The sequence below is a fragment of the Geodermatophilus sp. SYSU D00879 genome, from assembly GCF_054050375.1.
In genome coordinates this window covers 81,667-92,888 of the sequence record NZ_JBJGZF010000017.1, presented here as the reverse complement: position 1 = coordinate 92,888, position 11,222 = coordinate 81,667, and the positions used below count along the sequence as shown (strand labels likewise).

Annotated in this window: 15 protein-coding genes; 6 read left to right on the top strand and 9 right to left on the bottom strand. The window is 76.0% G+C overall.

Features of this window, described 5'->3' with window-relative positions:
• Window positions 1-207 precede the first annotated feature (207 nt).
• Together ACI79B_RS19275 and ACI79B_RS19270 are read left to right on the top strand one after the other, a co-directional pair.
• Entirely contained in the window at window positions 208-873 is a 666-nt protein-coding gene (locus ACI79B_RS19275; protein ID WP_456930386.1) for a GntR family transcriptional regulator, read from the top strand.
• Complete coding sequence (locus ACI79B_RS19270; RefSeq protein ID WP_456930387.1) at window positions 857-1,879, top strand: 1-aminocyclopropane-1-carboxylate deaminase; 1,023 nt, start codon at window positions 857-859, stop codon at window positions 1,877-1,879. The genes ACI79B_RS19275 and ACI79B_RS19270 overlap by 17 nt, the downstream gene beginning before the upstream one ends.
• A gap of 258 nt (window positions 1,880-2,137) precedes the next feature.
• Here the strand turns inward: ACI79B_RS19270 and ACI79B_RS19265 are convergent, their stop codons facing one another.
• From ACI79B_RS19265 to ACI79B_RS19245, 5 genes are read right to left on the bottom strand one after another with little or no spacing between them, the layout of a single operon-like run.
• Complete coding sequence (locus tag ACI79B_RS19265; RefSeq protein WP_456930388.1) at window positions 2,138-2,446, bottom strand: DUF1622 domain-containing protein; 309 nt, start codon at window positions 2,444-2,446, stop codon at window positions 2,138-2,140.
• Entirely contained in the window at window positions 2,443-2,841 is a 399-nt protein-coding gene (locus ACI79B_RS19260; protein WP_456930389.1) for a DUF1622 domain-containing protein, read from the bottom strand. Before ACI79B_RS19260 ends, ACI79B_RS19265 begins: the two co-directional genes overlap by 4 nt.
• 27 nt (window positions 2,842-2,868) lie before the next feature.
• Window positions 2,869-3,567 (bottom strand): alpha/beta fold hydrolase, encoded by a 699-nt coding sequence (locus ACI79B_RS19255; RefSeq protein ID WP_456930390.1) that lies wholly within the window; start codon window positions 3,565-3,567, stop codon window positions 2,869-2,871.
• Window positions 3,564-3,770, bottom strand: a complete 207-nt coding sequence (locus tag ACI79B_RS19250; protein WP_387991279.1) for a hypothetical protein — start codon at window positions 3,768-3,770, stop codon at window positions 3,564-3,566. The genes ACI79B_RS19255 and ACI79B_RS19250 overlap by 4 nt, the downstream gene beginning before the upstream one ends.
• Before the next feature lie 29 nt (window positions 3,771-3,799).
• Window positions 3,800-4,822 (bottom strand): NADP-dependent oxidoreductase, encoded by a 1,023-nt coding sequence (locus ACI79B_RS19245; protein ID WP_456930391.1) that lies wholly within the window; start codon window positions 4,820-4,822, stop codon window positions 3,800-3,802.
• A 99-nt stretch (window positions 4,823-4,921) separates the two neighbouring features.
• On the opposite strand from ACI79B_RS19245, the gene msrA reads away from it, so the two are divergent.
• From msrA to ACI79B_RS19230, 3 genes are all read left to right on the top strand, one after another.
• Entirely contained in the window at window positions 4,922-5,587 is a 666-nt protein-coding gene (gene msrA / locus ACI79B_RS19240; protein WP_456930392.1) for a peptide-methionine (S)-S-oxide reductase MsrA, read from the top strand.
• Window positions 5,588-5,674: 87 nt separating this feature from the next.
• Window positions 5,675-6,592, top strand: coding sequence for a haloalkane dehalogenase (locus ACI79B_RS19235; protein ID WP_456930393.1), 918 nt, complete (start codon window positions 5,675-5,677; stop codon window positions 6,590-6,592).
• Between the two features lie 12 nt (window positions 6,593-6,604).
• Complete coding sequence (locus tag ACI79B_RS19230; RefSeq protein ID WP_456930394.1) at window positions 6,605-7,720, top strand: class I SAM-dependent methyltransferase; 1,116 nt, start codon at window positions 6,605-6,607, stop codon at window positions 7,718-7,720.
• A 41-nt stretch (window positions 7,721-7,761) separates the two neighbouring features.
• Here the strand turns inward: ACI79B_RS19230 and ACI79B_RS19225 are convergent, their stop codons facing one another.
• Together ACI79B_RS19225 and pucL are read right to left on the bottom strand one after the other, a co-directional pair.
• Window positions 7,762-8,256, bottom strand: coding sequence for a phosphoribosyltransferase (locus tag ACI79B_RS19225; RefSeq protein WP_456930395.1), 495 nt, complete (start codon window positions 8,254-8,256; stop codon window positions 7,762-7,764).
• A gap of 9 nt (window positions 8,257-8,265) precedes the next feature.
• The gene (pucL, locus tag ACI79B_RS19220) at window positions 8,266-9,171 is read right to left on the bottom strand and encodes a factor-independent urate hydroxylase (protein WP_456930396.1); all 906 of its coding nucleotides are present in this window, start codon (window positions 9,169-9,171) and stop codon (window positions 8,266-8,268) included.
• A 297-nt stretch (window positions 9,172-9,468) separates the two neighbouring features.
• On the opposite strand from pucL, the gene ACI79B_RS19215 reads away from it, so the two are divergent.
• The gene (locus ACI79B_RS19215) at window positions 9,469-10,257 is read left to right on the top strand and encodes a S1 family peptidase (protein ID WP_456930397.1); all 789 of its coding nucleotides are present in this window, start codon (window positions 9,469-9,471) and stop codon (window positions 10,255-10,257) included.
• Between the two features lie 119 nt (window positions 10,258-10,376).
• On the opposite strand, the gene uraH is transcribed toward ACI79B_RS19215, so the two are convergent.
• Entirely contained in the window at window positions 10,377-10,694 is a 318-nt protein-coding gene (gene uraH, locus ACI79B_RS19210; RefSeq protein WP_456930398.1) for a hydroxyisourate hydrolase, read from the bottom strand.
• On the bottom strand, window positions 10,691-11,191 hold the full coding sequence (uraD, locus tag ACI79B_RS19205) for a 2-oxo-4-hydroxy-4-carboxy-5-ureidoimidazoline decarboxylase (protein ID WP_456930399.1): 501 nt from the start codon (window positions 11,189-11,191) through the stop codon (window positions 10,691-10,693). The genes uraH and uraD overlap by 4 nt, the downstream gene beginning before the upstream one ends.
• Between the last annotated feature and the right edge of the window lie 31 nt (window positions 11,192-11,222).

The window sequence follows — 11,222 nt, the reverse complement described above, 5'->3', positions numbered from 1 at the left end:
TCCCGCGCCCGCCCGCCGCGCCTCCCCGCCGCCCCCCCCCCCCCGCCCCCCCCCCCGCCCCCCCCCGCCCGCCCCCGCCCCCCCCCCCCCCCCCCCCCCCCCCCCCCCCCCCCCCCCCCCCCCCCCCCCCCCCCCCCCCCCCCCCCCCCCCCCCCCCCCCCGGGGGAGGGGTTGACGCCGCAGGCTCTGACATCTGAGATGTCAGTGGTGACCACCCCGCTCGTCCCCGTCGGCCGGGTGCTGCTGCGCGACCAGGCCCTGGCCCGCATCCGGTCGGCGATCGTCAGCGGCGACCTGGCCCCCGGCGCCGTCGTCAAGGACACCGAGCTGGCCGGCCGCCTGGGCCTGTCGGTGGCGCCGGTGCGCGCCGCGCTGGCCAAGCTGGTCGACGAGGGGCTGGTCGAGGCGAAGCCGCAGAGCCACACGCGGGTCACCCCGCTGCGGCCGCGGCAGGTGCGCGACGCCGCCGTCGTCGTCCGGGCGATGCACGAGCTCGCCGCCCGGGAGGCGGCCGGCCGGGTGAGCGGCGACGACGTCGCCGCGATGCGCGCGGCCAACGAGCGCTTCGCCGCCGCCGTGGACGCCGGCGACCTCGACGCGGCGCTCGCCGCCGACGACGAGCTGCACGGCGTGCTGCTCGACCGGGCCGGCAACACCGCGCTGACCGCGACCGTCGAGCGGCTCACCCCCGCCGTCCGCCGCCTGGAGCGGGCCCGGTTCGCCGCGGCGCACGGCCGCGGGTCCGTCGCCCTGCACGACCGCCTGATCGCCGCCTGGGCGGCCGCCGACGTCGACGCCGCCGTCGCCACCACGACCGAGATCTGGACCGCGCTGCTGTCCGAACTGGAGGATACCGATGACGAGCCTCGCTGACTTCCCCCGCACCCCGCTGCTGTTCGGCCCCTCGCCGGTGCACCGGCTGGACCGGCTCACCGCGCACCTCGGCGGCGCCGAGGTCTGGGCCAAGCGGGAGGACTGCAACTCCGGCATCGCCTACGGCGGCAACAAGACCCGCAAGCTGGAGTACCTGGTCGCCGACGCGCTCGCCCAGGGCTGCGACACCCTCGTCTCCATCGGCGGCGTGCAGAGCAACCACACCCGGCAGGTGGCCGCCGTCGCCGCCCACGTGGGGCTGTCCTGCGTGCTCGTGCAGGAGAGCTGGGTGGACTGGCCCGACGCCGTCTACGACAAGGTCGGCAACATCCTGGTCAGCCGGCTGGCCGGTGCCGACGTGCGGCTGGTCGAGGCCGGGTTCGGCATCGGGTTCAAGGAGAGCTGGGAGGCCGCGCTCGCCGAGATCGAGGCCCGCGGGGGCAAGCCGTACGCCATCCCGGCCGGCGCCAGCGACCACCCGCTCGGCGGGCACGGGTTCGCCAACTGGGCGCTGGAGGTGGCACAGCAGGAGTCCGAGCTCGGCGTCTTCTTCGACACCGTCGTCGTCTGCTCGGTCACCGGGTCCACGCAGGCCGGGATGGTCGCCGGGTTCGCGCTGCTCGAGGAGCAGGGCGGCCGGCCGCGGCGGGTGCTCGGCGTCGACGCCTCCGCCAAGCCCGCCGAGACCCGCGACCAGGTGCTGCGGATCGCCCAGCGGACCGCGCGCGCCATCGGTGTGCAGCGGGAGCTGAGCCTGGACGACGTGGAGCTCGACGAGCGCTTCCACGGCGGCGTGTACGGCATCCCCGACGCGGCGACGATCCGCGCGATGGAGACCGCCGCCCGCACCGAGGGCATGGTCACCGACCCCGTGTACGAGGGGAAGTCGATGGCCGCCCTGCTCGACCTGGTCGGCCGCCGCGAGATCGACCCGTCGTCGACGGTGCTCTACGCCCACCTCGGCGGCCAGCCCGCGCTCAACGGCTACAGCGCGCTGTTCTCCTGACGATCGGGTCCGCCGTCCGCGCGCGGGAGTCCGGGAGAGCGCGCCCCCGGCCGCGGCCGCCTGCAGGGCACGCAGGTCGGCGCGGAGGGTGTCGTGGACGCGGCGCAGCCCGGCGCCGAGGGGATGGGTCATGGGTCCTGTCCGGGTCGTGCGGGAGGGGGGCGGGGACAGGACGGCGACGGCGGGGCGCGGGCCCGCCGCGGGCTCACCCGGCGGCCGGGGACCCGATCCGTGCGCGGCGCGAGACCCACCCGGCAGTCACGGGCGCGGAGGCCAGCGGTCCGGGCCCGGCCGTGTCACGACCGGCGGGGACAGTGCCCGGCCGCCCGCCCGCAGGCCCGCGCCGATCACCCGGCGCAGCGCGACGACGGCGGCCGCGGTGCCCACCGACGACCAGGTCGGCTCGACGGCCAGGCGCAGCAGCCCGGCCGCGAGCAGGAGGTCCAGGAACACCGCGAGTGCGAGCCGGGGCCGCCGGGTGCTCGCGAGGGTCACCGCCCCGGCGACCAGGGCGAGCCCGCTGACGGCGAGGGCGAGCAGCCCGGGGGCGGGGCCGAGCGAGGTCACACCCCGCGCCCGCGGTGCTCGGCCGACGCCGGGTCGGGCGCCGGCGCGCCGGTCTCCTCGGCGACCTGCCGCCGCTCCTCGGCGATCTCCTTCGACAGGAAGTAGTTCAGCGCCGTGCGGATCGCCGCGACGGCGGCCAGCTGGCCCAGCTCGCGGAAGCTCGGCGCGACCGCCGTCCGCAGCACGTCGCTGGCCAGCTGGAACTCCAGGCCCAGGGCGAGGAACCGGCCCAGGGTGAGCCGGACCGGCACGAAGGCCGACGTCCCGCCGCGGCGCAGCCCCACCCACAGGAAGCGGGCGAAGGCCCACAGCGCGCCGGCGAAGATCACCACGGCCCCGCACGCCTCGACGACGGTGACCATGACGCCGACGACGTCGGCGAGCACTTCCTCCACGCGCGCTCCCTGTCCTCGGGCGCCGCCTCACAGCGGGACGGCGAGCCCCTCCCCGTCCGGGGCGCCCAGAGCGTCCCCCAGGTCGGCCCGCCACGGGGCCAGCCCGGCGCCGGCCAGGACGACGTCGCGGACCAGCGCGTGCCACCGGCCGACCCGGCGCACCATGCCGTGCCCGCCGGGCAGCGTGAACCGCGCGACCCGCGCGCCGGCCCGGTGCGCGCGCACGGCGAAGTCCGCCGACAGCCGCGCCGGCACCCAGCGGTCGCCGCGGCCGTGGGCGAGGACGACCGTGCGGCCGCGCAGGTGGCCGACCGGCTCGCCCGGCGGCGTCCACGGCGCGAGCCCGCAGACCGCGGTGACCGACGGGTCGTCGCCCGCGCGCAGCACCGCCCGGCCGCCCATCGAGTGCCCGACCAGCACCACCGGGACGTCGCCGTGCCGCTCGCGCACGCGGTCCAGCGCCCAGCGGACGTCGGCGTGCGCGTCGGCGGCGGCCCCGTTCCAGCCCGCCACGCGGTAGCGGACCAGGTAGGTCTCCACGCCCCGCCCGCCCGCGGCGCGGGACACCGCCTCCTGGATCGCCCGCATCCGCACCAGCGACAGCGCCCGCTCCCGCGGTGGCTCGACGCTGCTCACCGTGCCACCGTGCGCGAACACGGCGACCGCGCGGGTGGGCGCGGTCGCCGGGGTGTGGTCGAGGGCCGGGACCCGTTCGGCGGTGGTCACCGGCGCCGTCGGCCACCGCCGCGCAGCCGGGCCCGCGCGCGGTCGCCGAGGTCACCGGCCCGCAGCAGCCCGCGGCTGAGCTGGGTCGGCCCGGTCCGCCGCTCGAGGGCGAGCCCGGCGCGCCGGAGCAGCCCGGTGCCCAGGGGGACGAGGACGGTCACGATGAACCAGACCCGCAGCCGGCGGGTGAGTAGCAGCCACATCCCCGGCCCCTTCCCGGTGCCGTCCCGACTCAATCGGGGTCGGGCGCCAGCCGGACGACCATCTTCCCGGTGTTGGCCCCCTTGAGGAGGTCGAGGAAGGCGGGGACGGCGTTCTCCAGCCCCTCGTAGACGGTCTCGCGGACGGCGAGCTGCCCCGACCGGATCCACCCGGACACCGTCTCGGTGAACTCGCCGTGCAGGTCGGTGTGGTCGCCGACGAGCAGGCCGGAGACCGCCAGCCGCTTGGCGATCATCAGCGAGCTGAAGTTCTTCGGCCCGGGCACCGACCCGGTGGCGTTGTAGCTCGAGATGGCACCGCAGATGACCGCCCGGCCGTGCACGTGCAGCGCACCCAGCGCGGCGTCGAGGTGCTCGCCGCCGACGTTGTCGAAGTAGACGTCGATGCCGTCGGGCGCGGCCTGCGCCAGCAGGTCCTTGACCCGGCCGTCGTGGTAGTCGAAGGCGGCGGTGAAGCCGATCTCGCGCAGCCAGGCCACCTTGTCCGGGCTGCCCGCGCTGCCGACCACCGCCGAGGCGCCGCGCAGCCGCGCGAACTGGCCGACCGCGCTGCCCACCGCCCCGGCCGCGCCGGAGACGAACACGGCGTCGCCCTCGCGGAAGGCGGCCACCCGGAACAGCCCCGCCCAGGCGGTCAGGCCCGGCATCCCGAGGACGCCGAGGGAGTAGGTGAGCGGGAGGTCCTCGGTGGCGGGCAGCTGCCGGACGTGCCGGGCATCGAGGACGGCGACGTCGCGCCAGGCGGCGTCGGTGAGCACCAGCGCCCCCTCGGGGACGTCGGGGGAGCGGGACTCGACGACGCGGCCGACCGCGCCGCCCTTCATCACCTCGCCGACCTCCCACGGCGCCGCGTAGGAGGGGCCCAGGCGCATCCGGCCACGCATGTAGGGGTCCACCGACATGGCGACCATCCGCACCACCACCTGGCCCTCGGCCGGGTCGGGGTGTTCGACCTCGACCAGCCGGAAGTCGTCGGGGGTGGGCTCACCCTCGGGCCGGGCGGCGAGGTGCCACTCGCGGGCGGGGATCGGCACGGGGACCTCCTGCGTCGTCGGGTGGGGTCTGCCCGCGATCCTGCCGCCGCTGCCAGGCGGCCGCGCCGCCGGGGGGCGGGGCCGTCCTAGGCTCGGCTCGTGTTGTTCTCCCGGTCCAGGACCACGCCGGTGTCGCCGGAGGACGCGCTGCCGGGTCGTCCCGACCCGCTGCCGCACGTCCCGGAGACCCACGCCGTGAACGGCAACCGCATCCAGCCGCCGTTCCCCGAGGGGATGCAGACCGCCGTCTTCGGTGCCGGCTGCTTCTGGGGCGTCGAGAAGGTGTTCTGGCAGGTGCCCGGCGTCTGGTCCACCGCCGCCGGCTACGCGGGTGGCCACACGCCCAATCCCACGTACGAGGAGGTGTGCTCGGCGCGCACCGGGCACACCGAGGTCGTCCTCGTCGTCTTCGACCCCGCCGTCGTCACCTACGGCGGGCTGCTCAAGGTCTTCTGGGAGGACCACGACCCCACCCAGGGCATGCGGCAGGGCAACGACGTCGGCACGCAGTACCGCTCGGCGATCTACTTCCAGACGCCGGAGCAGGAGGCCGCCGCGCGCGCCAGCCGCGACCGGTACCAGGAGCGGCTGAGGGCGGCCGGCTACGGCGACATCACCACCGAGATCGCCCCGCTCGGCGACGTGGCGACGTCCTTCTTCCATGCTGAGGACCACCACCAGCAGTACCTGCACAAGGTGCCGAACGGCTACTGCCCGGTGCACTCGACCGGCGTGAGCTGCCCGGTCGGCCTCCCCGGCGTCTGACGAAGGACCCCACTGCCCCCCACCACTCGCTCCGCTCGCGGCGGGATCCTGCAGCGGGGCCGTTCCAGCACGTCACCGGAGGGACCCATGGACGTCGTCCGCACGCCGGAGGAGCGCTTCGCCGCGCTGCCGGACTTCCCGTACCCGCCCACGTACGTCACCTTCGACGGCGGGGACGGCACGCCGCTGCGGGTCGCGGTGGTCGACGTCGGCCCGGCCTCCGGCGAGGTCGTCGTCCTGCTGCACGGCGAGCCGTCCTGGTCCTTCCTCTGGCGGCACGTGGTCCCGGAGCTCACCGCCGCCGGCCTGCGCGTCGTCGCCCCCGACCTGGTCGGCTTCGGCCGCTCGGACAAGCCCACCGACCCGGCCGCCTACAGCTACGCGGCGCACGTCGAGTGGATGCGGCAGACGCTGTTCGAGGGCCTCGGCCTGGTCGGGGTCACGCTGGTCGGCCAGGACTGGGGCGGGCTGATCGGCCTGCGCCTGGCGGCCGAGCACCCCGACCGGTTCGCCCGGCTCGTCGTCGCCAACACCGGCCTGCCCACCGGTGACGCCCCGATGAGCGAGGCGTTCCTCGCCTGGCAGCGCTTCGCCGCCACCGCGCGGGCCTTCGACGTCGGCCGGGTCGTCGCCAACGGCACGGTCACCGACCTGCCGCCCGAGGTGGTCGCCGCCTACGACGCGCCGTTCCCCGACGAGGCGTCCAAGGCCGGCGCCCGGGTCTTCCCGAGCCTGGTGCCGACGGCGCCCGACGACCCCGCCGCGGCCGCCAACCGGGCCGCGTGGGAGGTCCTCACCCGCTGGGAGAAGCCGCTGCTCACCGCGTTCTCCGACTCCGACCCGATCACCGGCGGCGGCGACCGCGTCTTCCAGCGGCTGGTGCCCGGCGCCCAGGGCATGCCGCACACCACCCTGCGCGGCGGCGGGCACTTCCTCCAGGAGGACGTCGGCCCGGAGCTGGGCCGGGTGGTCGCCTCCTTCGTCGCCGCCACACCGGTGTCCTGACGAGCGGCAGAAGTGGCCATCTCTGCCGCCGAGGTGCTCGCCCAGCTGCGGCGGGAGCCCGACGTCGAGGCACCGGACCTGGTCGCCGTCGACGCCACCGACCGGCTGCTGCTCGACACCGCGGAGGGCCTGCCCGGGCAGCGGGTGGTCGTCGTCGACGACGCGTACGGCGCACTGACCCTCGGCGCGGTCGCGGCCGGGGCGCGCGACGTGCGGGTGGCCCAGGACCTGCTGGTCGGCGAGCGGGCGCTGGCCCGGAACGCCGGGCGCACCGGGCTGGCCGGCACCTACCGGACCGGGGACCTCGACGCCGCCCTGTTCGACGGCGCGACGCTCGTGCTGGCCCGCGCGCCCAAGGCCCTCGACGCGCTGCGCGAGCTGACCGAGCTCGCCGCCGCCGCGGCCGCCCCGGACGTCACCGTGCTGGTCGGCGGGCGGGTCAAGCACATGACCCTCGGCATGAACGACGTGCTGCGCACCGGGTTCGGCGAGGTCTCGGCCACCCTCGCCCGGCAGAAGTCGCGGGTGCTGGTCGCCCGCGGGCCGCGGCCCGGCGTCGCGCCGTCCTTCCCCCGCTGCCGGCACGACGACGCCCTGGACCTCGACGTCTGCGCGCACGGCGCCGCGTTCGCCGGCGCCCGGGTCGACGAGGGCACCCGGCTGCTGCTCGCCGCGCTCGAGGGCGCCGCCCCGGACGCGCGCACCGCCCTGGACCTCGGCTGCGGCACCGGCGTGCTGGCCGCCGTCCTCGCCCGCTCCCGGCCGGACCTGGCGGTGACCGCCACCGACCAGTCGGCCGCCGCGGTCGCCTCCGCGCGGGCCACGCTCGCCCGCGCCGGGCTGGAGCGGGTGCCCGTCCTGCGCGACGACGCCGCCGCGGCCCTGCCCGACGCCGGCGTGGACCTCGTCGTCTGCAACCCGCCGTTCCACCTCGGTGCCGCCGTCGTCACCGCCGCCGCCGACCGGCTGTTCGCCGCCGCGGCGCGGGTGCTGCGGCCGGGCGGGGAGCTGTGGGCGGTCTACAACAACCGGCTGCCGCACCGGGCGGCGCTGCGGCGGCTGGTCGGCCCGACCCGCGCGGCCGCGCACGACCGCCGGTTCACCGTCACCGTCTCCACCCGGCGCTGACCGCCGGGCTCGTCAGAGCGCCAGGCTCAGCTCGACGTGCATCAGTGGGCGGGGCGGTCGCTGCGCGTGCGCACCGGCGGCAGCGACGACCACGGGAAGTCGATCCAGCGGTCGGTGCGCTTCCACACGTAGTCGCAGCTGACCACCGAGTGCGGCTTCTCGTAGACGACCGCCGTCCGCACGTCGGAGACGTAGCCCGCGCAGAAGTCGCGGACCAGCTCCAGCGTCTTGCCGGTGTCGGCGACGTCGTCGGCGACCAGCACGTCAGCCCCGGTGAGGTCGACGGCGTCCAGCGTCGGCGGGAGTACCACCGGCAGGTCCAGCCGCTCGTCGACGCCGGTGTAGAACTCCACGTTCATCACGAACAGGTTCTTGACGTCGAGCGCGTAGCCCAGCGCGCCGCCGAGGAAGAGCCCGCCGCGGGCGATCGACAGGATCAGGTCGGGCTCGAAGCCGTCGTCGGCGACCTGCTGGGCCAGCTCCCGCGCCGCGGTGCCGAACAGCTCGTAGGTCAGGACCTCGCGCTCGTCGCTCACGGGCCCACCTCAGCAGAAGCCCGGCGTGCCCAGCCACGCGACCTCGGCGGGCGGGACGTCGTCGCGGAGGACGGCGCCCTCGATGAGCCCGTAGGGCCGGTCGTCGGCGTGGTAGACGACGGGGTGGTCCGGGCCGGGGGTGTTGTCCAGGCCGTACGCCGAGAGGTCCTGCAGGAAGTGGTGCCTGTTCGGCATCGACATCCGCACCTCGGCGACGTCGGGGAAGGCCTCGAGCACCGCCTCGCCCATCCGGTACAGCGTCTGCTGCAGCGCGAGGGAGTGGGTGGCGGCGAACGCCTCGAGCAGCGTCGTCCGGACGCCGGTGAACAGCCCGTCCCAGTCGAGGTCGGCCGACGTGTACCGCCAGCGCGCGGTGACCGCGGTGGCGAGGACGCGGTCGCGGGTCTCGGCCAGGGTCGTGTACCGGTCGCGCGGGAAGCCCCGGAACTCCGAGCCGGTGGTCTTGAGGACGACGAGGTCGGTCAGGCCGGCCAGCACGTGCAGGTCGTCGCCGTCGGCGGTGACCACCGACGTCCGGACCTCCCCACCGGGCCGGCGGAAGGCGTGGTCGTGCGGCTGCCCGCCGACGGCGATCCGCTCCCAGCCGTAGGACTCCACGGCCACCCGGGCGCCGGTGATCCAGTCGTAGGAGCCGGCGAGTTGGCGGGCCAGCCGCAGGCCGAACGCCTCCGGGGAGCCGACGCCGTCGCGGGCGAAGGCGAACACGGTGTTCTTCTGCGCGTCGGTGGTCAGGACGTGCGCGTTGTCGCCCTGCGTGTGCGCGGCGGTGAAGTCCCCGCGCAGGCTGGTGCTCACGTTCAGGTCGACGAGGTCGTGCCGCGGGGAGCTGCGGTCGACCGCGACGACGCGGACCTCCGCCTTCCCGTACTGGTTGGGTCCGAGCACGATCGCCATGCCGCGCAGCCTGCCGCACTCCGGTTGCGCGGGTGTTGCACGTGGAACCTGGCGCGCTCAGCTCCCGCGGTCGGGCACGGCGTGGACGTCCCGGCGCCGGGCCCGATCGGCCGGGCCGGTCGACGGCGTCATGCCCTCTCGGCCGTCACCGTCCGTCCTGCCGCCCGACCCGCTGTGGCCGACCGGCCGGTGGGGCCCTCCCCGGGCCGCCCATCGTGCACTCGGCGGGGTTGACCCGTACCAGCCGAGCCCCCACGCTGTCGCCCCGCGGATCGGCTCACCGTCATGGGGGATTCCATGCGCAGGACCCTCACTCTGCTGGCAGCCCTGCTCATCGGCCCGGCGCTCCTGGCGACGCCTGCGGGCGCGGTCACTGACGGTGTCCCCGACACCGGGAACGAGTACCCGTTCGTCGGCCTGATGGTGGCCCAGGACGCTGATGGCGAGCCGCTGTGGCGGTGCAGCGGCACGTTGATCTCCCCGACCCTGTTCCTGACGGCGGGCCACTGCACGTACGGCGCCGACCACGTCGAGATCTGGTTCGACCAGGACGTCGAGAGCGGGATCCCGGAGAACGGCTATCCCTACGAGGGCGACGTGGGCGGTACCCCCTACACCCACCTGGAGTACGACGACGCCGCCTTCTACCTCCACGACCTCGGGGTCGTCGTGCTGGACGAGCCCGTCTACGTGGAGGAGTACGGCCAGCTCCCCTCCCTCGATCAGCTCGACACGCTGTCCCCGGGCGCGCGCACCGTCTTCACGGCCGTGGGGTACGGCCTGCAGAAGTCCTTCCCGGACGCCGCGTCCTGGAAGGAGCAGGCCGACCGCATCCGGATGATCTCCCGCCCGCACCTGGTGCAGATCAACCGCGGCATCGTGGGGAACGACTCGCTGCTGCTGTCCAACAACGCCCGCACGGGCGGCACCTGCTTCGGTGACTCGGGGGGCCCGAACTTCATCGGGGACACGAACGTCGTCGGCGGCGTGACGTCCTTCGGACTGAACAGCACGTGCGCGGGGACGGGCGGCGTGTACCGCATCGACCGGGACGACGACCTCACGTGGCTGGAAGCCTTCCTCTGAGGACCGGCGCACGCGGTCGGGAGTGGTCGCCACGCCCGCGTGGTGACCTCCGGCCTGGGTGGTGACCTCCGCCCTGCCGCAGACCCGGGAGTGCGGGATCCGGCTGACGGGTGGGCCGGTCAGCTCCCGCGGTAGGTCGAGTAGGCGAACGGCGACAGCAGCAGCGGCACGTGGTGGTGGGCGGCGGGCTCGGTGACGGCGAAGGTCAGCGTGACCTCCGGCCAGAACGCCGCCATCCCGCGTGCCTCGAACCAGGCCCCGGTGGCGAACACCAGCCGGTGGGGGCCGGCGGCGGTGGCGTCCTCGGTGAGCCGGCAGCGGCCGTCGTCGTCGGTGACGCCCTCGGCGACGACGACGTCCCCGGCGAGCAAGCGGACGGCGACCCCGGCGGCCGGCCGCCCGGCGACGGCGTCGAGCACGTGCGTGGACACGCTCACGCGCCCACCAGCCCGCGCACCCGCAGCTCGCTGATCTGCGCCAGCTGCTCGACCACCTCGGCCCGCTCGGCGTCCTCGTCGTTGCCGAGCCGGCGGCGCAGCTCGGCGAGCATCTCCTCCGGGGACCGGCCGGCGGCGCGGATCAGGTAGACGTGCCCGAACCGCTCCTCGTAGGCGCGGTTGCCCTCGACGATCGCGGCGCGCGTGCCGTCGTCGGCCCCGCCCATCGAGCCCTGCTCCCGGCGGGAGGCCTGCGCCTCGGCCGAGGAGCCCTCCACCCGGTCGCCGATCCGCGGGTGCGCGGCCAGCGCCAGCTGCACCTCGTCCCACGGCAGCGCCCGCGCCACCTCCCCGGCCCGGCGGACGAGGGTGTCGGCGTCGGGGAACGGGCGGCCGGCGACCAGCTCGGCGGCGAAGCGCGGCGCGGCGTTGCAGCCGCGCAGCTGCTCGACGGCGGCGTCGGCGGGCTCGCTGTTGAACTCGTCGAGGCGGCTCACGGTGACAGGATGGCAGCCCATCCCGGCCGGC